24 protein-coding genes are annotated in these 21439 nt (G+C 53.3%); 19 read left to right on the plus strand and 5 right to left on the minus strand.

What is annotated here, in order from left to right; translation table 11 throughout:
* The first annotated feature begins 28 nt into the window (after window positions 1-28).
* The 9 genes from dctP (at window position 29) to RUM8411_RS08925 (ending at window position 9238) form a co-directional block, all read left to right on the plus strand.
* The gene (gene dctP, locus RUM8411_RS08885; RefSeq protein WP_085822326.1) at window positions 29-1018 is read left to right on the plus strand and encodes a TRAP transporter substrate-binding protein DctP; all 990 of its coding nucleotides are present in this window, start codon (window positions 29-31) and stop codon (window positions 1016-1018) included.
* Window positions 1019-1095: 77 nt separating this feature from the next.
* Window positions 1096-1644 (plus strand): TRAP transporter small permease, encoded by a 549-nt coding sequence (locus RUM8411_RS08890; RefSeq protein WP_085822327.1) that lies wholly within the window; start codon window positions 1096-1098, stop codon window positions 1642-1644.
* Entirely contained in the window at window positions 1644-2960 is a 1317-nt protein-coding gene (locus RUM8411_RS08895) for a TRAP transporter large permease (RefSeq protein WP_085822328.1), read from the plus strand. The genes RUM8411_RS08890 and RUM8411_RS08895 overlap by 1 nt, the downstream gene beginning before the upstream one ends.
* Complete coding sequence (locus RUM8411_RS08900; protein WP_085822329.1) at window positions 2957-4195, plus strand: malonyl-CoA decarboxylase; 1239 nt, start codon at window positions 2957-2959, stop codon at window positions 4193-4195. Before RUM8411_RS08895 ends, RUM8411_RS08900 begins: the two co-directional genes overlap by 4 nt.
* 10 nt (window positions 4196-4205) lie before the next feature.
* Window positions 4206-5723, plus strand: a complete 1518-nt coding sequence (locus RUM8411_RS08905; RefSeq protein ID WP_085822330.1) for a malonate--CoA ligase — start codon at window positions 4206-4208, stop codon at window positions 5721-5723.
* A 107-nt stretch (window positions 5724-5830) separates the two neighbouring features.
* Window positions 5831-6238: a universal stress protein gene (locus RUM8411_RS08910; RefSeq protein WP_085822331.1), complete on the plus strand. Its 408-nt coding sequence runs from the start codon at window positions 5831-5833 to the stop codon at window positions 6236-6238.
* Between the two features lie 76 nt (window positions 6239-6314).
* Window positions 6315-7010 carry an adenylate kinase gene (locus tag RUM8411_RS08915; protein ID WP_085822332.1) on the plus strand — a complete coding sequence of 232 codons (696 nt, stop codon included), beginning with the start codon at window positions 6315-6317 and terminating at the stop codon, window positions 7008-7010.
* A gap of 576 nt (window positions 7011-7586) precedes the next feature.
* Entirely contained in the window at window positions 7587-8669 is a 1083-nt protein-coding gene (locus RUM8411_RS08920) for a class I SAM-dependent methyltransferase (RefSeq protein WP_085822333.1), read from the plus strand.
* A gap of 107 nt (window positions 8670-8776) precedes the next feature.
* Window positions 8777-9238, plus strand: coding sequence for a hypothetical protein (locus tag RUM8411_RS08925; RefSeq protein WP_085822334.1), 462 nt, complete (start codon window positions 8777-8779; stop codon window positions 9236-9238).
* Window positions 9239-9860: 622 nt separating this feature from the next.
* Here the strand turns inward: RUM8411_RS08925 and RUM8411_RS23225 are convergent.
* On the minus strand, window positions 9861-10262 hold the full coding sequence (locus tag RUM8411_RS23225) for a GNAT family N-acetyltransferase (RefSeq protein WP_370738035.1): 402 nt from the start codon (window positions 10260-10262) through the stop codon (window positions 9861-9863).
* The gene (locus RUM8411_RS22705) at window positions 10181-10360 is read right to left on the minus strand and encodes a hypothetical protein (protein ID WP_159453877.1); all 180 of its coding nucleotides are present in this window, start codon (window positions 10358-10360) and stop codon (window positions 10181-10183) included. The genes RUM8411_RS23225 and RUM8411_RS22705 overlap by 82 nt, the downstream gene beginning before the upstream one ends.
* A 135-nt stretch (window positions 10361-10495) precedes the next feature.
* On the opposite strand from RUM8411_RS22705, the gene RUM8411_RS08935 reads away from it, so the two are divergent.
* Both RUM8411_RS08935 and RUM8411_RS08940 read left to right on the plus strand, forming a co-directional pair.
* Window positions 10496-10984: a GFA family protein gene (locus RUM8411_RS08935; RefSeq protein ID WP_085822336.1), complete on the plus strand. Its 489-nt coding sequence runs from the start codon at window positions 10496-10498 to the stop codon at window positions 10982-10984.
* A 143-nt stretch (window positions 10985-11127) separates the two neighbouring features.
* Complete coding sequence (locus RUM8411_RS08940) at window positions 11128-12135, plus strand: class I SAM-dependent methyltransferase (protein ID WP_085822337.1); 1008 nt, start codon at window positions 11128-11130, stop codon at window positions 12133-12135.
* 301 nt (window positions 12136-12436) lie between these two features.
* On the opposite strand, the gene RUM8411_RS08945 is transcribed toward RUM8411_RS08940, so the two are convergent.
* A complete protein-coding gene (locus tag RUM8411_RS08945; RefSeq protein ID WP_085822338.1) occupies window positions 12437-14416 on the minus strand; it encodes a bifunctional 2',3'-cyclic-nucleotide 2'-phosphodiesterase/3'-nucleotidase in 1980 nt (659 codons plus the stop codon).
* A gap of 478 nt (window positions 14417-14894) precedes the next feature.
* Between RUM8411_RS08945 and RUM8411_RS08950 the strand changes: the two genes are divergently transcribed.
* From RUM8411_RS08950 to RUM8411_RS08980, 7 genes are all read left to right on the plus strand, one after another.
* Entirely contained in the window at window positions 14895-15260 is a 366-nt protein-coding gene (locus tag RUM8411_RS08950) for a VOC family protein (RefSeq protein WP_085822339.1), read from the plus strand.
* A gap of 121 nt (window positions 15261-15381) precedes the next feature.
* Window positions 15382-15753 carry a YciI family protein gene (locus RUM8411_RS08955; RefSeq protein WP_159453878.1) on the plus strand — a complete coding sequence of 124 codons (372 nt, stop codon included), beginning with the start codon at window positions 15382-15384 and terminating at the stop codon, window positions 15751-15753.
* Between the two features lie 3 nt (window positions 15754-15756).
* Window positions 15757-16992: an RNA polymerase sigma factor gene (locus tag RUM8411_RS08960; protein ID WP_085822341.1), complete on the plus strand. Its 1236-nt coding sequence runs from the start codon at window positions 15757-15759 to the stop codon at window positions 16990-16992.
* Between the two features lie 67 nt (window positions 16993-17059).
* On the plus strand, window positions 17060-17446 hold the full coding sequence (locus RUM8411_RS08965) for a VOC family protein (protein ID WP_085822342.1): 387 nt from the start codon (window positions 17060-17062) through the stop codon (window positions 17444-17446).
* A 24-nt stretch (window positions 17447-17470) separates the two neighbouring features.
* Complete coding sequence (locus RUM8411_RS08970; RefSeq protein WP_085822343.1) at window positions 17471-17869, plus strand: MAPEG family protein; 399 nt, start codon at window positions 17471-17473, stop codon at window positions 17867-17869.
* Window positions 17869-18213: a TfoX/Sxy family protein gene (locus RUM8411_RS08975; protein WP_085822344.1), complete on the plus strand. Its 345-nt coding sequence runs from the start codon at window positions 17869-17871 to the stop codon at window positions 18211-18213. Before RUM8411_RS08970 ends, RUM8411_RS08975 begins: the two co-directional genes overlap by 1 nt.
* 12 nt (window positions 18214-18225) lie before the next feature.
* Complete coding sequence (locus RUM8411_RS08980) at window positions 18226-18885, plus strand: DUF2461 domain-containing protein (RefSeq protein ID WP_159453879.1); 660 nt, start codon at window positions 18226-18228, stop codon at window positions 18883-18885.
* A 197-nt stretch (window positions 18886-19082) separates the two neighbouring features.
* Here RUM8411_RS08980 and RUM8411_RS08985 read toward each other — a convergent pair whose 3' ends face one another.
* Window positions 19083-19547 (minus strand): Lrp/AsnC family transcriptional regulator, encoded by a 465-nt coding sequence (locus RUM8411_RS08985; RefSeq protein WP_085822346.1) that lies wholly within the window; start codon window positions 19545-19547, stop codon window positions 19083-19085.
* A gap of 127 nt (window positions 19548-19674) precedes the next feature.
* Here RUM8411_RS08985 and RUM8411_RS08990 point away from each other — a divergent pair, with 127 nt between their 5' ends.
* A complete protein-coding gene (locus RUM8411_RS08990) occupies window positions 19675-20625 on the plus strand; it encodes an aminotransferase class IV (protein WP_234995183.1) in 951 nt (316 codons plus the stop codon).
* Between the two features lie 241 nt (window positions 20626-20866).
* Here the strand turns inward: RUM8411_RS08990 and RUM8411_RS08995 are convergent, their stop codons facing one another.
* Window positions 20867-21436: a TetR/AcrR family transcriptional regulator gene (locus RUM8411_RS08995; RefSeq protein WP_085822347.1), complete on the minus strand. Its 570-nt coding sequence runs from the start codon at window positions 21434-21436 to the stop codon at window positions 20867-20869.
* Window positions 21437-21439 lie beyond the last annotated feature (3 nt).

Here is a 21439-nt window from a genome sequence, read left to right on the forward strand (position 1 = left end):
TGGTGGATATCCAAAGGGAGGAGAACCTATGAAATCCAAGTTTTTGACAACCGTCGCTATGATCGCTGCGATGGGTACAGCCAGTGTAGTGAATGCAACCGAGCTACGCCTGTCACACCAATGGTCAAACAAAGACATCCGTCACCAGGTCGCCCAGATCGTCGCCGATGAAGTGGCGGCGGCAGACGTCGATCTTGAGATAAAGATCTTCGGCTCGAAGTCGCTGTTCAAACCACGAGAGCAATACCGCCCACTGAGCCGCGGCCAGCTTGATATGACAGTCTTGCCGCTCAGCTATGCTGGCGGCCAGCAACCCGCATTTAACCTGACTTTGATGCCAGGATTGGTAAAAAATCACGATCATGCGGCTCGGCTCAGCAACTCCCCCTATATGGACGCGCTGGAAGAAAAAATGGCCGATGACGATGTCATGGTGCTGGTGCATGGTTATCTTGCAGGCGGTTTTGTTGGCAAGGATGGCTGCATCACAAAACCCGAAGATGTTGATGGCCTCCAAACCCGCGCCGCAGGCAAAGCCTTCGAGCAAATGTTGGCTGGCGCAAACGCATCGATCACGTCAATGGCGTCATCTGAAATCTACAATGCAATGCAAACAGGCATTCTGAACGCGGCAAACACGTCGTCTTCGTCTTTCGTATCTTACCGAATTTACGAGCAGGCAGCCTGTTATACGCCCGCGACCGAAGATGTCGCGCTGTGGTTCATGTATCAGCCGCTGTTGATGAACAAGACAACTTTTGAAGGGCTGACGGAAGATCAACAGGCCGCACTTCGGGCCGCTGCTGAAAAGGCCGAAGCCTTCTACCTGGAAGAAGCCAAGAAGCAAGATGCTGCGTCGGTGGAAGTCTTCGAAAAGGCTGGTGTTGAAATTGCCGAAATGACGCCTGAAGACTTCGAAGCATGGCGCGCACTCGCCCAGGAAACGTCCTACAAGCTTTTTGTTGAAGAAGTGCCTGATGGACAGGATTTGCTCGATAAGGCGCTCGCTGTCGAGTGACCCGCTGCACTGCGGCAGCCAAGAATGGCTGCCGCTAACTCCAAAATTCTTCGACTTTTCCAGGAAGGAAAGCTGTCATGGCTGGCCAAAGCTCAGCTGTCGCTTCGCGCACGGGAAACAATCCCTTCTTACGCGCAGTTGCAGCCCTCTCAACCCTCGCCGGATGGTGTTCTGCGGCCATGATTGTTGCTGCCGTCGCCATCACCTGCCAAATGATTTTTGTTCGGTTTGTAATGAACGAGTCCACCGTTTGGCAGACCGAAGCCGTAATCTATCTAGCGATTGGAGCAACTCTGATCGGCTTACCTTATGTGCAACGCCTCCGTGGTCACGTGAATGTCGATTTGATACCACTCTCGCTCTCTAAAACTGCCAGATACTACATGTATCTTCTCACAATGGGCCTTTCGATTGTGATTGTCGCCATCGTCCTCTTCTACGGATATGAGCACTGGCACCTCGCCTATGAACGGAACTGGAAATCGGACACGGTTTGGGGGGTACGCCTTTGGATTCCGTATCTGTCGATCCCAATAGGGTTTGGCCTGTTCCTGCTTCAGCTAATCGCTGACTTGATCGCAGTTCTTCTGAAAATTGACGCACCCTTTGGTTTGGAGGACGTGTAATGGACCCGATCTTACTTGGCGCTATCGTCGCCATGGCCACAATTCTTGTTCTCTTCTCTGGTGTGTCTGTCGCCCTAGGCTTGCTCATTGTTTCGACCGGTTTTTTGCTCATCTTCGACGGTTTGCGTTCGCTTGAGCTGATTCCAGAGATCCTATTTGGCAAGCTCGATAACTTTGCGCTCTTATCGATCCCGATGTTTATCATCATGGGCTCGTCAATCGCTTCAACTAGGGCCGGCGCTGATCTTTACGAAGCCCTCGAAAGATGGCTGACGCGTGTTCCTGGTGGTCTTGTGATCTCGAATCTTGGTGCCTGCGCGCTCTTCGCGGCGATGTCTGGGTCTAGCCCGGCCACCTGTGCTGCCATTGGCAAGATGGGGATTCCGGAAATGCGCAAACGGGGATACCCCGACGGCGTTGCGGCAGGGTCAATCGCTGCGGGCGGCACGCTGGGTATTTTGATCCCACCATCCGTAACGATGATTGTCTACGGAATTGCAACTGAGACATCGATTGGTCGTCTATTCCTCGCTGGCGTCATACCTGGGCTGCTGCTTGTCCTCTTGTTTATGATTTGGTCGCTCTACTCGACATGGCAGTCTGGCGACAAACAGCTACTCACGGCAGGCAATTACAGCTGGAAAGAAAAATTTGAAATCCTTCCGCGGGTCCTACCGTTTCTGGCGATTATCATCGGTGTTCTCTATGCCATGTATGGCGGGATCGCCACGCCGTCTGAAACGGCCGCTGTGGGTGCGCTCCTGTGCTTGCTGATTGCGATGCTGATCTACAAGCTCTGGAACCCGAAAGACCTCTGGGTCGTGCTTCGGGATAGCACCAAAGAAAGCGTGATGATCATGTTCATCATCGCAGCAGCTGGTGTGTTTTCCTACATGCTGTCGAGCCTGTTCATCACACAGGCGATCGCAGAATGGATCGGCACGCTTGACGTGAACCGGTGGGTATTGATGGCATTCGTCATGTTGTTCCTGTTGGTCGCGGGGTTCTTCCTTCCGCCTGTGGCTGTGATCCTGATGGCTGCACCCATCTTGCTTCCGATCATTACGACCGCTGGTTTTGATCCAATCTGGTTTGCGGTTGTGCTGACAATCAACATGGAAATCGGACTGATCTCGCCGCCAGTTGGTCTCAACCTGTATGTGATCAATGGCATCGCGCCGGACATTTCGCTCAAGACCATTCTCAAGGGGTCGCTGCCTTTCGTGGCCTGCATGGTCATCGCGATCATCCTGCTTTGCTTCTTCCCCGGTTTGGCAACCTGGTTGCCTGACGCGATCATGGGAGAGGCGGTATGAGCTACTTTGGTGATCTGATTTCGACCGTTTTTGACCGTCGCTATCGGAAGGTCAGATCGGATGAAGTCGACAAACGAACCACGTCCGATCTCTGCGAAGCGCTTCTGAGCAGCCATGGAGAGGTGTCAGGCGTCACCCTGGCACGCAATCTCCTGGACCGCTATGGAAGTATGAGCTCAGTAGAGAAAACTGCCTTCTTCGAGTTCATGATGCACGAGCTTGAAATCGATCCTGATGCCGTCCTCAGCTCTCTCAAAGCGTATAGCGAAAAACCAGGCAAAGGCTCGTATCGAGCCTTTGCCGCAGCCTGCGAACCCAGGCGACAAGAACTGGCCCGCCGACTGAACCAAGTTCCTGGCGCCACTGGTCAGCTCGTAGCGATGCGCAAAGACCTTTTAGGCATGATGAGGGAACGTCCGGATCTTGAACCGCTAGATGTCGACTTCAAACACTTGTTTTCGTCATGGTTCAATCGCGGATTCCTGGTCCTTCGCCCGATCAATTGGGAAAGCCCCGCCGAGATACTTGAGAAGATCATCGCTTATGAAGCGGTACACGCCATAGACAGTTGGGATGATCTGAGAAGGCGCTTAAAGCCAAGTGACCGGCGGTGTTTTGGTTTCTTTCATCCGGCGATGGCCGACGAGCCCTTGATCTTCGTCGAGGTGGCTTTGACCAAGGGCATACCAAACTCAGTTCAGCGCCTTCTGGCAGATGAACGCGAGGAAATTGAGGCCGAAGATGCTGACACGGCGGTCTTCTACTCGATATCGAACTGCCAAGCCGGGCTGGCAGGCATTTCATTTGGCAATTCACTAATCAAGCAGGTTGTATCGGATCTGTCGAAGGAGCTGCCTGAGCTCAAAACTTTCGTAACGCTCTCGCCAATTCCGGGCCTAAATCGTTGGCTTGGTGGCTCAGATTTGGAAGCGTTGAAGTCCGCCGAAAATCAGGCTCTTGCAGCTCACTACCTGCTGGAAGCAAAGCGACCTGACGGCATGCCCTTTGACCCGGTTGCGCGCTTTCATCTCGGAAATGGCGCCTTGGTCCACGCCGTTCATGCGGATGCAGACGTTTCCGAGAACGGGCTGCGGCAATCCAACGGGACAATGGTCAACTACTTGTATGACCTCAATCAGATTTCGCAAAACCACGAGCATTTCGTGGGCGAAAAGACAGTCGTTGCCTCGGACGCAGTAAAAGCACTGAGCGCTTCGGTGACACCAAGAGACTAGGAGATTGAAGATGGCAAATCCTCTCTACGACACGCTTTTTGGGCAGCACCAAGGCAAGAACACTACCTTTTTACAGATGGCCGACGGCTCGGTCGTGACCCATAGCGACTTTCTGCAACTCGCGTCTCAGTATGCCAACTTGTTTACCCAACTTGGTTTGCAACCAGGAGACCGCTTGGCTGCGCAGATTGTAAAGTCACCGCAAGCCTTGGCGGTCTATGCCGCATGTGTTCAGGCCGGAATTGTCTTCTTGCCTTTGAATACTGCGTATACTGCTGCCGAAGTTGCGTATTTCCTCGAAAACAGTGGTGCAAGATTAATGCTAAGCGATGGCAAGGCATCTCAGGCACTTGAACTTGTGACCAGTGCCTGTGGTGCTATTCTTGAGACAATGAATGCCGATGGAAGCGGTAGCTTTGCAATTCAGGCAGAGACAATGCCAGTCGGTTTTCAGACGGTCGAACGCTCTGAAGACGATCTTGCTGCCTTCTTGTACACATCAGGTACCACTGGTCGCTCGAAAGGGGCCATGCTGACGCAAGGCAACCTTTTGTCGAACTGTCAGGCTTTGGCCAGCGAATGGAGGTTCACGGCGGAAGATTCCCTTTTGCATGCGTTGCCCATATTCCACACGCATGGTCTCTTTGTTGCGACTAACATCTCGCTCTTGGCAGGTGGAAAGATCTTGTTTCTGCCGAAGTTTGACCTCGATGTCATGCTCGATCTGATGCCGCAGGCAACAACAATGATGGGTGTACCGACTTTCTACACCAGACTCTTGGATGACAACCGGTTCACACGCGAGGCGGCGCAGCATATGCGTTTGTTCGTCTCCGGCAGTGCACCTCTTTTAGCGGAAACGCACATACAATTCGAAGAACGGACCGGCCATCGCATCTTGGAACGTTATGGCATGACCGAAACAAACATGAACACGTCAAACCCGTATGACGGTGAGCGTCGCGCTGGCACAGTGGGTTTCCCTTTGCCGGGAATAGAGATCAAGATCACCGACAGCAATACTGGTGAGACACTGCCTCAAGGCGACATCGGCGAGATCGAAGTCCGCGGGCCGAATGTGTTCAAAGGTTACTGGCAGATGCCTGAAAAAACTGCCGAAGAACTACGTGAAAACGGCTTCTTTATCACGGGTGATCTCGGCCAGATCGATGAAGACGGCTATCTACACATTGTTGGTCGCAACAAGGACCTGATTATCTCAGGCGGCTACAACATCTATCCAAAGGAAATTGAACTTCTCCTCGACGAGGAAACAGGCGTATTGGAAAGCGCAGTCATCGGTGTTCCACATCCGGATTTTGGAGAAACGGTTGTCGGGGTGCTCGTCGCAGAGGGTCAGGGCGATCTGGACCTGGACGCCATTAAAAAGAACATTGGTGGATCGTTGGCGCGGTTCAAGCATCCCCAAAAGCTGGTGGTCCTCCCAGAATTGCCCCGAAATACCATGGGGAAAGTCCAGAAAAAAGAGCTTCGTGAACAATACAAAGACTTGTTCATGCCAGCCTAACCTTCCTCCCCGGGCCCGTGGCGCTGCAATTTGGCGTCGCGGGTCAATTTCCTAAAGCCCTCGGTTCAGTTCGGGGTTGCCCCAAGTCTGCCAACGGAGAAGTTTCCATGTATCGCAATATCCTTGTGCCAGTCTCACTTGACACCGACAGAGATGCAAATTCCGCTCTGAATGTCGCCCAAACGCTATGTGGTGAGGGCGGCACGATCTCCGTCTTGCATGTAGTGGAGCATCTCCCTCAATACTCAGAGGATCTGCTTCCAAAAGACCATTTCGAAGCCGCCAAGCAGGCGATCGCGGAAAAGCTCGATCCAATGCTTGAAGGTATCCCGAGGGCATCGCTGGACATTGTGGAGGGTCATTCCGGACGTACCATTCTGGACTATGCAGCTTCGCACGATGTGGACTGCATTATCGTTGCCAGTCATCGTCCGGGTCTGCAGGACTATTTGCTTGGGTCGACTGCGGCAAGGGTCGTACGGCATGCCAAATGCGCTGTCCATGTTGTCAGATAACTCACATCGCAGCTCCAACGAATTGCGTCTGGTTCGAGAACGAGACCAACGGCGTGCAAGATGAAAGGACCCAGTAATGGCAACAGTAGACTCGGATCAGCCAACCAAGATTGTGGTCATGTTTGGCCCACCAGGATCCGGCAAAGGTACACAGGCCCGGCGTCTGGCCGATGAACTGGGATACATTCAAATTTCGACAGGAGATCTGCTGCGTTCGGCGGTAGAAGCACAATCTACATTGGGTTTGATTGCTAAGGCAACGATGGAGGCCGGTGGACTGGTAAGTGATGACATTGTGCTTGCATTGTTGAAAGAGAGACTGGCGGAGCCAGACACTCAAGCGGGTGTGATCTTCGACGGGTACCCTCGCACAGTCGCTCAAGCCAAGGCACTCGACCTTTTGCTTAAGCGGTCAGGCCAGCGAGTCGGGAAAGTAGTCGAACTCAAAGTCAACGACGACGAACTTGTCGAGAGGATCACAGGACGGCACACATGTGCAGACTGCGGTGAAGGGTATCATATCCGCTTTAAGAGGCCAAAATTGGAAGGGGTGTGTGATGTTTGCGGAGGTACAAGATTCAAGCGCAGGGCAGACGACACCGCTGAGACAGTTCGCACAAGGCTAAGCGAGTACTACGAGCAAACACTTCCTGTGCTTTCGTATTACGTGCCGAAAGGCGCAGTCAGTACACTGGATGGTGCTGACAGCGTCGATGAGGTCTTTGCCGACCTTATGTCAGTAGTTTCTGCAAAATCGAGGGTAGATACGTGACTCGCGACGTATGTCCCCAGATGCAGGGCACGACGTCATCGATATCCGGAAGCTGTATGGCAAAGCTGATGCCTTCCCACATGACCTTGGATTTACATCAACTGCATCATGTGGATCTCTACAGTTCAGTTTAGAGCCCGGCGAGGTCAACACCGGTGAATGGCCGGTTCGGTGAAGCCTGCTACGCCGCAGAACAAATCGCGCCAAACGGGCGCCGGCTTTCTGCGTCAGCAATAGCCGCAATTGCACAAGTCCGCTTTGTCCCGCATACCCGACCTCGTTGACCTTCCGGCTTTGCGCTTGCAGCGAATGTCTCCTCTGACGGGCCGCACTGCAGCGATGGCGGTTCTTGATCAACGGCAGGAATGGGCCGTCCGCATGATCAGTTATAGGTGGGGCAGGGGCCCTTTCTGCAACGGCACCGGAGTCTGGTATGAGCCCAAAGTTCCGAATGCCGCGCCTTGCACAAACGACTGCATAGAGCAGTTCTTGGCCCCGCAACTCATCGATTTTGGGCATCGCTTTGTGTAAGCTATAGCCTCTAGCTGCCTATCAAAGCACATTTGGGAGGATTTTATGGGCGACAAGAGTAGTCCAACTGAGGGAATGGTTGACTATGCGGTAAATTCCCTCCCGCAGAAGCACTCTATTCAATCCCGCGCAGACGATGTCCGGGAGATGGCCGACAAGGTCTTGGCCTCATCAGACGAGATACACATTGCTGACTATGGCTGCGGCACTGGATCAAACGCGGTTTTGTCCATTAAACCTGCCGTAGAGTCCTTTGCCGATCGCTATCCAGATTACTTCATCTACGTTCACCATGTCGATCAGGCGGAGAACGATTGGAATACCCTGTTCGATTGTGCTGCTGGCCAAGACGGTTACACAAACCTCTCTGCGAATATTCGCCCTACCGCAAGTGTGGGTAGTTTTTTCTCAATTGCTGCACCGGCATCGTCTATAGACGTTGGAACTTCGTTTGGTGCGAGTCATTGGCTCAGCACACAGCCTCTTATCGCTTCTAAAGGCACGTTTTGGTTCGCAGATCTACAGGGTGAAGCCCGATTGAAGCTAAAAAGACAAGCGCAGCGAGATTGGGAAGCCTTTTTGGCATTGCGGCTTCGGGAGTTGCGTAGCGGGGGCAGGCTTATGGTCTCGACGCTAGGAGCTGTCCCTGATGCGAGCGAGCTCAACGGAATTTGCAGTTCTGGCCGATATACGTATCGCGCAATGTACGGCATTGCCGAAAAGATGGTGAATGACGGATTGATATCTGAACACGCGCTCCGCGATTTTGTTGTGCCAGTCTGGTTTATGTCCAGGAAAGAGGCGCTAGAGCCATTTCAACGCAACGAAGAATTGGCAGACGGCTTTTTGATTGAGAGAGCAGAGGTTGCTCCGGCTCAGCAAAACCCGGAGGATATCTTCGCAGACCAGATCAATGCTCCCGAAAAGTATGCTGCAAGCTATAAGGGTTTTGTTCGTTCCTTTACCGAGTCCACATTCAGGCAATCTTTGTTCCGCAGTGAATCTGCCCATACGACCGAAACTCTACTGAACGAGTTTTATGACCGTTTTGAAGCGACCATCAAAGAAGGAGGGGCCAAGTACGCCTTTGAAATCTGGTTATTGACGATTGAGCTTAGAAAACAATGAGCGGATCTCGATGCCGGTCTACGTCAATTCAGTTCTATCGCAACGCTAGTCTAACTAGTTCGAAGTATATTTCGTACAGCCGTTGCAATCTTTATCGGAGTGTCAAAATGCGTTTTCTTACTGTACTGCTTCTTGTCTCCCATGCCCTTCCGGCTGCAGCCGAAAACACACCGGAATGCGGCCAATTTTCCGTTTACTTGGAAGACCTGAAAATCACGTCTGGTGGCGACAGTTTCGGAGTTGTCGCGGTCGGGCACGTCACGGTTTTCAATGAAGTGGGTCAGGTTATTGGTATGCAGGACGTCACGACGTTGATAGCTCCCGGCGCAAGTGAAGGTGAAACCCAGCTCATCGTTAACGCTTACCTGACAATCGACGCCAACCAACTGGTTTATTATGGTTCCTACCCAGCCCCCGACCAACCCGACACAGTGCCTCACTTTGAAACCCAATTGGCCGTTGTCGGCGGCACTGGAGTTTTCAAGGGCGCAAGTGGCCAAGTGAAGTTCCTCAAAAAAGACGACAAGCGAGCTGCTGAGTTTGATGTCACGTGTTCGGGGAAACCATAGTCTTCAAGTACTGAGGATGGTCAGAAGCAACACAAGTTGCCGGTCATTGAGACCCAAAGTAGGCCAGTGAGTTGTGTCTTCAATCTCGGACGCCAACTGACCGCTATCCGTTGATGATGCAGGCCGCTGTCGAGGGGCACGGAATCGCATTGGGTTGGAAACGTGCAAAAGACGCCTTTTAGGGGCAGGCAAGCAGGTACGTCCCCTCAATGAGCATGTGCGTGTTCCTGAAAGTTTTGGTGTTCACCAACCCGCAAATTGGAAATCAAAACCGGGAACTCCCAAAGTCCTGGAATTGGATAATGGGTGAGTTGGCTTACTGGGTTAATTGTTCGGTAAACGGACGTTCAATACATTGCTGCGAGCGGCAGCTCTGTCCGCACAGTATAGGTTGCGGGTTTGTATTCGAGCATCGGCTACGGAGAAATGGACAAATCCCCAGCCCTCAGCTCGTGATCGTGCTCTATACAAACGCCGACTGCACCGGCCTCCGGACGAAACCAGGACGGAACACTTCCCTGCAGCCCGAGCGCCTTGAAACGATTTAAGTGTCCGACATCGGACTGCGCGCATTTTCAGGACAGGCGGGCGCTGAAACCCAAACTCGGTGGCGCTCAAATGCCTAACCGAGCTTCTTCACCATCAGCAAGGCTTCTGTTGGCTCTTCGCCAAAGCGAGACAGGTCGAACGGTCGCCGCGCGCGCTCAGTGTATCCGGCTCGCCGATAGAGACTTATGGCGTTCTCGTTTGTGGCGGCAACGATCAGAGCGAGACCTGGGCAAGAGCCTTCTCGTGCTTGCTCCTCAGCTTTGTTCAGTAAAGCAGCGCCCACACCTTGCCGTCGCCCTTCAGGCACGGTGGCCATAAAATTGACGTACCAATGACCCGGGACGAGTTGCGCGAGTTCTTCGACACCGACAAATACCTCGGGAATGTCGGGCCCTACTGGCTGCGGTGTGGTCGGAAGGACATACCGATCAGTCCGCCTATTTCCACACCATCGCGTTCGGCGATGAACCCGTATCGATAGCTGAATTCGCCCTCCGTTGCGGCAACCATTGCGCGCCCGACGCCAATGCCGTCCATGTCCGGAGGGGCCATCTCAGCCCAGAGCGTAGGCACCACTGGTCACATCAAAGTCAGCGACTTTTTCAACAACATCAGCCCAAAGCGGTCATCCAGAAAATTGTGTTATCAATGTTTGCAACAGTCTACGCTTGCAGACATCACTTTTGGACCGAGATAACAGGGGCGAATATGTTGAGTGGTCACACGGGCGGCTGCCTTTGCGGAAAAGTACGATATGATACCGGTAGTGAGCCACTTTGGATTACGATTTGTTATTGTCGTTTCTGCCAACATGCCACTGGCTCGGACCGAATGATCGAACCAATATTTGAGCGCGATACTTTTGTGTTCACTCAAGGCCAACCCGCGCTGTACACGCTCCAATCGGATGGCAGTGGAAAAGATATTCAGGTTCAGTTCTGTTCAGATTGTGGGACAAAACTTGCTCTGACATTCGAACGCTGGCCCGATAGGTTGGGGATTTATTTAGGCACTCTCGACGATCCGGCATCGATTTCAACCACACCTGAAAACAGCAAGCACATCTTTGTATCTGAAGCTCGCCCAGGAACGATCCTTCCATCCGGATTCAAAACATTCGACCACCACGCGACCGAGAACGACGGTACTCCGATTGAGCCTATCATTCACACTTCACCACATTTTGTCAGGGCCTGACGTGTTAGACCAGCTTCAGTCCAAAGGCAGTTCTGAACCCAAAGCAAGCAGCTCTAGTTGGTAGTCAAAAGGATGTCACTGACCGTTGCATATGCAATTCATCGTCGTTCAGATAAATTGCAGAAAGCGTCATTGAGGATCATATGAGACTGACTGAAGCAGAAATCCAAGTGCTGGCCTCCATTGCTGTGTTGGAAGCGGACGGAAAATCGACGCTGAGGAAAGACGTTGAATCGCGAGGCGATGCTTACTGGATCTATAAAGAGAATTGGTCGGATGCCTTTGACACCCTTGTCACTAAAGGCCTTGTCGAAAGCGATAAGTCCGTACTGACACTAACAGAAACAGGCCGCCCTCACGCCGAGAAGTATCGGAAGGAACGACCTGATCTCTACTGGTATCAATACCAAAAATTCTACACTGCCGCGCATGCAAGCAAAGCGCATTCCGAGCTTTGCAAGCGTGTCTTCGGCAGGGATCTTTGTCAGGATGGGCAGACTGACATGCCAGCTCTAATGCGTCTCCTGGACTTGCTTAAACTTCGGCCCGAAGACAGGGTTCTTGACCTTGGTTGCGGCGCTGGCGTGATTGCAGAATTCATATCGGATGAAACCGGAGCTAATGTCGTCGGCCTTGATTATTCTCAGTCAGCCATTGATGCCGCTAACGAACGTTCGCTAGCAAAACGCAATCGTATTGAGTTCGTGACCGGAAATTTCAACGACCTTGATTTTCCCGACGCAAGTTTCGATGCGATACTTTCGCTGGATACGCTTTACTGGGCTGCTGATCTGAAAGAAGTGACCGAGCGTTTGCTTTCAATGCTCAAACCATCTGGTTACATGGGCGTGTTCATGAATCACCACATTGACCCAACAGACCCGCCCGATAGCTTGACAGTGAGCTATTCGGACTTCGCAATTGCGCTGGACAGTATTGGCCAGCCGTATGAGAGTTTTAATTTCACTAAGGAAATCGGCGATTTCTGGAAGAAAAACTGCGCGGCAGCAGAAGAGCTTCTGCCACAATACGAAAATGAAGGTAACGGATTTATCGCTGAAGGTCTTATCCGGGAGTCGCGCGAGGATTATTTGCCTGACATAGAGGCAGGTCGCATAGCAAGATACCTGTATTTGGTGCGCCATCAATAAGCGCTTTTGTCGATTCAATTGCTAGACTTTAGTGCGGCCTTTGCGACAGAGATGATCGCCATGCCGCAAGCCTTGGCTGCCTTGCTGGATGCGCAAGGTGTGCCTGTGTTTGCGCGCGGCCAAGGGTTCACCTATTCGCAGTCCTAGCTGAGCCTTTTCGCGCCCACAGCGAATGTCCGGAATGCGGGCGCAACCGCAGCATTGCAAGTGGCTGCTGGATGTCAGCAATGGGCCGTAGTCACCAATGTAAGCCCACCACCAGCTTTATTTGGTGGCGGGTGGTATTCTTGCTCCAATTGGATCAGAGCTTGATCCGGAAGGCTGCGAAGCCGTCGGTGCCTTCTCCGGCGTCCTCGATTGTGACACCTTTGACGTCGCCCATATAGTCCCGCGCTTTTGGGCCGGTCTCGAACAACACTGTCGTGTCCCCAAGCGGCGCAAAAGACCAGTTGGCATCTGCCTTTGGATCAATCGTGCCCTGCTCGACAATAAAGCGCACAATGACGTCGCGGTTGGTATCCGGGGCTTCGAATACGATTGTGTCACCCAACGCTCCGGGGAATGAGCCACCGCCTGATGCGCGATAGTTGTTGGTGGCGATGATGAACTCCATGTCATCAGTAACGGGTTCGCCATTGTAAGTAAGGTTTACAATCCGCGCGGCATCGGAGTTGATCTCTTCGCCTTTGGGCCCAAAGCGCGAAGGCTGGGACAGGTCAATCTGATAGGTCACACCATCCATCACGTCAAAGTTGTAGGAAGGGAATTCCGGGTTCAGCAGGACCGCATCCTTCGAACCCGCTTTAACCTGATTGAACATTCCGGCCGAACGTTCCAACCAGCCCCTGACATGCGCACCATTCACGCGGACTGCTCTCACTGTGTTCGGATAGAGATACAGATCGGCTACGTTTTTGATGGCAACGTCACCAACGGGAACATCCGTGTAGTATTCCGGACCACCGCGGCCACCAGCCTTGAAAGGTGCTGCTGCTGACAAGATCGGCAAGCCTTCATATTCTGTGCCTTTCAGCATCTCTTCGACATACCACTTCTGCGCGATTGATACGATTTGGACTGACGGGTCATCTGCAACCAATGCGAAATAGCTGTGCAGAGGTGCTGAGGTCTTGCCAACAGCGCGGCGAACATAGACCAGCGTTTCGTCGTGATCTGTCGCAACCGAGTCGAGGACTCGCTGATCATCTCCGACCAGCGCGGTGATTGATCGGTCCTCGTTCCTTCGGGAAATAGGTCGCGCCTCGGATGTGGTGGTCACCACCCGCCATTCGTTTCCATCCCGTTCCAACAGCAGATCAAGCAGACCAAGATGCGACCCCCAGAAGCCGCCCATTACGGCGGGTTTGCCCATCAGCGTGCCTCTATCAACATCGATGCCGGGACGGCCTGCAAATGTTGGCGAGGGAAAGACCAAGTGGTTGTGACCCGTAACCAGCGCGTCGATCCCGTCGACACCAGCAAGCACAACCGACGCGTTTTCCATACCATCAGCGTGATCGGCTCCCCCAATTCCGGAATGCGACAAAGCGATGATCAGATCGCAGCCTTGTTCCTGCATCTCAGGCACATAGGCCTTGGCCGTCTCAACGATATCCCGCGCTTCGACATTGCCTTCGAGATGCTTGCGATCCCAGTTCATGATCTGCGGAGGGGTAAAACCGATAATACCGATTTTGATTGGATGCTTCGTGCCGTCACCCAGTTCGATTTCGCGATCGAGAATTGTGTAAGGCTGGACGAGCGTCTTGTCTTCGCGCGGGCTCGCGCCTTTCTCTTTTGCTACGTTGGCAAGAACCACTGGGAAATCTGCACCGGCCAAAGATGTCTCAAGGAAGTTTAACCCATAGTTAAACTCATGATTTCCCAGTGTGGCTGCATCATAACCAACCGTGTTGAACGCGGTGATGACTGGGTGGCTATCCCCCTCCTTCATACCGCGTTCATAGGCGATGTAATCGCCCATCGGGTTGCCCTGTAGAAAGTCTCCATTGTCAACCAACAGCGAGTTTACTGCCTCAGCACGGATTTCATTGATGATCGAGGCGGTGCGGGACAGGCCCACCGTATCCCGAGGTTTGTCGGCATAGTAATCATAGGGGAACACATGAACATGGATGTCGGTTGTTTCCATGATACGAAGATGCGCCTGATTGTTGGCCGCATCAGCCGAGAAAGGGTGAAGCGTAATTGCAGCGGTACTCGCAGCTGTTGTGGAGAGAAACTGGCGACGCGAAAACAATGTACGGTTAGAGAAAGACATTGGGCACCTCTCAAGTTGGTTGGTTAACGTGCCTTTTGCAGGCTTTCCGCGACATCCGTATGACATGGGTTGCGAGAACATCTGTCGCGCTATTCACGGTTGGTGGTAATCAGCACCATACCCAAACATCAGGGGTTTGCTAAGGTACCGCAAGTGGTGAACCTGAGCATCCCTTTGATTGGTCAATTCAAAGTAGAGATTTCTCGATCATTCGAGGCTAAACAAAGCAAAACACCAAGCCGAAAAAGGTCTGTCTTGTCGGATATGCTCTCATTCATGCACCCTTCCTTCACCACAATGTAGCAGACGGTTGATTTTGCTTCAGACTGTGAGTTCGCAGTCGCAGCGAAGGGCTGGTTTCGTGGGCTGCGCCGCAGAATCTCAAGTTGATGCCGTAGGTCGGCTATGGGCCGCACTTATCAAATTCCACATATTGGAGTAGTCTTTTTCGATAGCGTATCCGGGTTTGAAATCGAAGATGGAAAAAGTACTGGGCTTTGGCGGGTTTTTCTTCAGGGCAAACGAGCCCGTCGACTTGGCGGCATGGTATCGTGACAATTTGGGCATTGATCTCGTACCAAACGACTATGAAACACCGTGTTGGAAGCAAGAAGCAGGCGAGACTGTATTCGCCCAGTTCGAAAAAGTGACAGAGTATTTCGGGAACCAAGAAAAGGCATTTATGCTGAATTTTCGTGTTCGCGACATTGAGAAAATGATCGCACAACTCGAATCTAAGGGTGTTGAAATCCGTCGCGATCCAGATTCGCCTTATCCAAATGGCAAGTTCGCGTGGCTCAACGATCCAGAAGGAAATCCAATTGAGCTTTGGGAACCTGCCTAGCATTCGATTAGCGCCTAGGTGTTCCAAGTGGCTATTTTGCGATCTTGCATTTTGGACCGGTTGTCGGATTTGCATGTCCTCGCGCGTCCTTGCACCATGTGAATGAAGCATGGAGGCGAATATGATATACGCAATCACGATTTATGGGGAGCCGGGCGTATTCGAAGCGCTGCCCAAAGATCGCCAGAACGAAGTGATGTCGGGCCATAGCGCATTGCAATCGGCGCTATCAGAGCGCGGGGAGTTCGTGTCGATGAAATTGATGCCGCCGACCTCTGCCGTGATGGTCGAGCCCGCTCCAACCGAAGGCTCAGCGCCTTTGATCACCGACGGTCCATTCGCCGAGACCAAGGAGAACTTCCTTGGGTTTTATGCTGCTGAATTCAAAGACCTTGATGAGGCATTGGAATACGCGAAAATGATCTCATCCCCTGTAGCAAGGCTTGAGGTGCGACCGGTGGCCTGGGCTGGCGGCGTGATCTCGTCGGTATAGAACATGTCGGACTGGCTCGAGGTCACTTTCACTCTGCACCGACCGCGTGCGCTTGCTGCCCTGATCCGGATGTTTCGGGACATCGATATTGCGGAAGAGGCGTTTGCCGATGCCTGCCTGAAGGCGCTGATAGTTTGGACAAATGATGGTGAACCTCGTGACCCGTTAGCATGGTTACTGACGACTGCACGCAACTCTGGCCTTGATCATGTGCGCAAATCACAACGCCGCGCCGCAATCCTGTCGCGTCATGTGGAGGAGTTTAAACCGGTGCCTGCCGAAACCCCGGATCCTGACGAAATGCGCGATGATGTTTTGCGGCTTCTGTTCATCTGCTGCCATCCGGAACTCGAGCGGCGGGATCAGATTGCCATTGCACTGCGCGTGGTCCTGGGGTTGAGCGTAGACGAAATTGCGAGTGGATTTCTCATCAAGCCCAAGACTATGGAACAGCGGATCACCCGTGCCAAAAAAAAGATAGCGAGCAATCCGGTTGCCTTCGAAACACCCAGTCCGGCTGAGCGGGGTGCGCGCTTGGGTGAAGTTTCTCTGATGGTTTACTTGATGTTTAGCGAAGGGTGGTCAACCTCGGCCGGTCCAAAGCAAATCAAATTTACCTTGTGTGAAGAGGCGATCCGTTTGGCCCGTCTACTAGCGGCGCTATTTCCAGCGATGGGGGAACAGGCCGCATTGCTGGCGCTATTGCTGTTTCAACACGCAAGGCGGCGTGCGCGTATTGATCCAGAAGGCAAGCTTGTCGCGCTGGACGATCAGGATCGCAGTCTTTGGGATCGTGCGAACATCGCCGAGGCGACGGGTCTTTTGCAAAAGGCCCACCGGACGGGACATCAGGGCGTTTATATTATTCAGGCTGCAATCGCAGCGACACATGCCCATGCGGCCTCGGTTGATCACACGGACTGGGCATCGATCGAAAGTCATTACGCCGCTCTCTATGCATTGCAGCCAACGCCTGTTGTGCGACTTAACCAGATTGCAGCACAGGCCAAGCTGCACGGCCCGATTTATGCGCTAAAGGCGATGGAGCCTTTGGCACAGGAGTTGTCCACTTATCGCTGGTACCACGCGATGCGCGGCGGGCTTTTGCAAGAAGCAGGTGACCACCATGCTGCGATTGCCGCTTTCGAAACGGTGATGACGCACAGACCAACCACGCCCGAACGTGTTGTGATCACGGAGAGAATTAAGATCAGCCAAGAAAGTTTGCGCGGCATGTAGGAGTCACCGGGCTTCGCGCGTCCTTGGATCAGACCCGTATGTGCGGGTGTAATCAAGGGAGAAGCACATGAGTATTCTTGAGATGACCACTGTCGGAAACTCCGGCTGGATCGGACATTCTGGCCCAGATCAGGGTAAAGCCAAAGCGTTTTATCAGGAGGTGCTGGGCTGGACGATCAACGACATGCCCATGCAGGATGGGTCGAGCTATTCTGCCGCCGCGGTGGGCGAAACCGCAATTGGTGGCTTTTCCCCGATGCCAGAGGAAAACGGTAGCTGGACGATCTTTTTTACGGTGGCCGATGTGGACGCCAGTGCCGCCAAGGCCGAAGCCAATGGTGCCGCGATTGTTCAGCCTGCTATGGATATGCCGGGGGTTGGCCGCATGGCCACTCTGACTGACCCGCAAGGGGCACGGTTCGCGCTGATCACTTATGAAAGCATGGCGTCTTAAGCGCGATCATAGAGGAGGCATAACATGGAACAGTTTCCGCAGATCGCGCTGGTCGTCACAGCCATTTTCGTTTTGATGAGTATTCCGATGGCGATTGCCGTTGGTGTGCGTCGCACCAAGACTGGGATATCTTTGCTTCACGGTGAGGATGAAAGCTTGCTGAGGCTGATGCGGGCGCATGGGAACTTCATCGAATACGTACCGCTTGCGCTTCTGGCCCTAGCGGGAGCCGAGATCGCGGGAACTGCGCCCTGGCTGGTCGCTGCCTGCGGTGCCGTGCTGCTGCTCGCCCGCCTCATTCACTATTTCAGCCTCAGCACTTCGGTGAATGGCAAAGGGCGCGCGGTAGGGGCGGCGCTCACGACTTTGGCCATGCTGGTGCTTGCGCTGGCGATCCTTTGGCAGCTGTGGATCGGCAATTGATGCCGGTAGATGAAATACTCAACGCCCGCATGCGAGACGCTCTGTCCGCGCATGTGGGCATATCTGAAAAGCGGATGATGGGCGGCCTGTGCTTCTTTTTGAACGGCAGCATGCTTTGTGGTGCACGCAGACATCAGGATGGCGTGGGCCGGTTCATGTTCAGGGTGGGAAAGGTGAACGAGCCTGCGGCATTGCAGGACCCCACGGCCCACGCTGTGGTTCACGGAACCCGCAAGCTGGGTGGTTTTGTCCGTGTGGACGAAGCAGATTGCAAAGTCGCTGCTTTGCTGCAGTGGCTGCACCTGTGCCTCGAGCATGCCGCAGCGCTGCCCAAGAAAGACTGAATGGAGGATCTTATGGCCCAATTCGATTGCTTTGCTGCCGAGGTAGTAGGCTTCCTGCAAGAACTGAAGGCCAACAATACCAAGGACTGGTTTGCAGCGAACAAGTCGACCTATGAGACGTACATTAAGTCACCCTGCAAGCTGTTCGCCGAAGAGATGGAGTTGGCGCTACGTGACCTTACTGGGCAAGATCACGGCAGCAAGATCTTTCGAATTCACCGAGATGTTCGGTTTTCCAAAGACAAGACACCCTATAACGCGCACCTGCACCTCGCGTTCATACCGACAGGGCAGGCGGTACAGCCGCCGATGTGGTTCTTTGGCCTTTCCCCAGAAAAGCTTTCCCTCGGCTGTGGGATTTTTCAGTATGAAAAAGGATCGTTGGACGCATTCCGCGACGCCATGGTGGGACCCTTGGGGGCAGAGTTAATGCAGACCACCACAGAGTTGCGAGAACGGGGTTACAGGATCGGTGAGCCGGAGTTGAAGCGCGTTCCCTCCGGTTTTGACAAAGACCACCCCCATGAGGAAGCGTTGCGGCGCAAGGGCTTTGCAGTTTGGATGGATACCGAGACCCCAGCCTTTGTTTTAAAGTCGAATCTGACGGAACGAACAACTGCCGAGTTCGCCAAACTGATGACCGTGTTTCAACTGCTTTCTCGGATCAAGTGACCCCACTATTGCGAACGCAGCGAATGGCGGCTTTGACGGGCGCACCGCAACTTGGTTCCGATTGGATGAATAACCGCTCTGGGTCGCGAGCAAGATTAGTCTGAGTTGGGGCAGGGGGCAATGCTACACCGCCTCTGATGACCGGATTGAGCCCAAACTGACGCCAACCATTCAGTAGATGGCTTCTTCTCAATGCACTACAGCGGGACCTTAAGCCCCGCCTTTACCCGGTTCACAACAACGTTAGAATGAAAGCGGCGGATGTTTGGGTTATCTGTGAAGACTTGACGGCTGAACTTCTCATAGGCCGCCATGTCTGTCGAAGTGACAATCAGAATGAAATCGGTATGCCCGGTGACGTAATAGCATTGCTGCACATCCTCGTGCGCCAGCATGGAGCGGCGAAATTCGTCCAGAAGGTCAGTACGCTCTCGCTCCAGCTCAACCTCAACAATGAAGGTCATAGGGCGGCCCACTGCCTTTGCGGACAACACGGATATGTCGGCTTCGATGATCCCTTCCTCCCGGAAGCGTTTCATGCGCCGCTGCACCGAAGACCGCGAAATGCTTATCTGATCTCCCAGCTCATCAGCCGACAACCGGTTGTTTCGCTGGAGGATATCAAGAAGCCTTTTGTCTGTATCGTCGAGAGGATATGGCATTCTGTTCGACCCCGCCTTTGAATTTGATGCGTTTTGCTCGAAGAGCCTAACCTAACGGGGTAAGTTGCCCAGGATTTTCCCATACGCTCGACCTAATGAGCCAAACCCGTTCACTGAAAGCCCGATCATGAGCAAATTGCCTACTCTGTCCCAAAGACACATCGATCCTCGCAACTATCCCCCGGGGGTGGCCTATATGGACGGTCAGTACCTGCCAATGCAGGAGGCAAAGCTTTCGGTGCTGGACTATGGGTTTCTGCATTCGGATGCGACCTATGATGTGGTCCATGTGTGGAAAGGTGCCTTCTTCAGGCTGGACGATCACATGAACCGCTTCTTTCGCGGAATTGAAGAGCTGAATATGTCCATCCCGTATGATCAGGCGCAGGTGGTTGAAATCCTGCATAATTGCGTGGCGCTATCCGAGTTGCAGAACGCCTATGTCGAGTTTATTTGCACAAGAGGAACTTCCCCGACCTTCAGTCGCGACCCAAGGGACGCCGAAAACCGTTTCATCGCCTTTGCCATCCCTTTCGGCTCGGTCGCCAACAAGGAGCAGATGGAGCACGGACTACATCTAGCGGTGACCGATGTGTTGCGCATCCCGCCAAGCTCGGTTGATCCGACCATCAAGAATTATCATTGGCTGGACATGGTGAAGGGGCTTTATGCGGCCTATGATCAAGGCGCAGATACTGCGGTTCTGGTCGATGGAAAAGGCAATGTGTCCGAAGGCCCCGGGTTCAACGTTTTCGCAATCAGGGATGGCGTGGTTTCAACCCCTGACACCAGCGTCTTGCTGGGAATTACGCGCCAAACCATCTTCGATATCTGCGTAAGATTGGGCATCCAATGTCGCACGAAGGACGTGTCTGTCACAGACCTGAAGACCGCTGACGAGGTATTTGTGACCTCGACCGCCGGGGGTGTCATGCCGGTCACCAAGATCGATGGGCAACCTGTCGGATCGGGTGTTCTAGGTGCCCTCTCGGATACCATCTTGGCAAAGTATTGGGAAATGCATGACGATGACACGCTCCGAGATGTGGTCCTTTACCCGGAAGCAGTGGAGCTGTGATACCACACACACAATCTGCCGATTCAGTCGAATGGCAGCTTCGCTAATCCTCGGGCAATGGCAGCAATGGGCCGTCCACAATCTGTGTAGGGCAGGGCGGGCAACTGATGCCGTATCGCCTCCGAGATCCGCCGTGAGCCCAAAACGACCAATGCTGCAGAGCGCAGCAATGTCTGTTTTTAAACGTGCTCAAGTCCTAACGGACAAAAGCCAGCGTCAGGACGAAGGGTCGCGCATTGGTTTATTGAACCAATCGCTTGGACAAAATCTGGACTGCCGCTTCAAACCTTTGCGGGTCCTGTGCCACTCGGGCTGCCAGTTGTGCGCCCTCGAGCAAAGGCAGTGTTGCGGCGGCTTCTGCTGCCGGATCGGCAACATGCAGGATCGTTCCATCGCCCTGACCCAGTGAAAATACCCTCGCAAGCCATTCGGTCATCATTGTGCGAAAACGGTTCATCTCGGCAATCGTGTCTGCTGACAGATTTTCTGTACTGGTCGAAAAAGACACGCACAGGCACAAGCTTTGACCACCTTCAAGTGCGCCAAGATACCGCTTGATCAAAGCGGCCAAGCGCGCCGCCCCTGTTGCATGATCTTGATCAATCTCGCCACAGGCGGTTTCCAAATCTGAATAATACCGCTGCATCAGCGCGACGGCCAAAGCTGCCTTGCTGGCGAAATGATGGTGAATGCTGGCCTTTGTGATTCCGACGTCGGCGGCCAGGTCGGCATAGCTGAACCCATCAAAGCCACGCCTGCGCGCGGCCCGTTCAGCCGAATTGAGCAGAGTTGTCTTGGTGTCGGTCGCCATGTG

It is taken from the genome of Ruegeria meonggei, from assembly GCF_900172215.1.
Lineage (GTDB): Bacteria > Pseudomonadota > Alphaproteobacteria > Rhodobacterales > Rhodobacteraceae > Ruegeria > Ruegeria meonggei.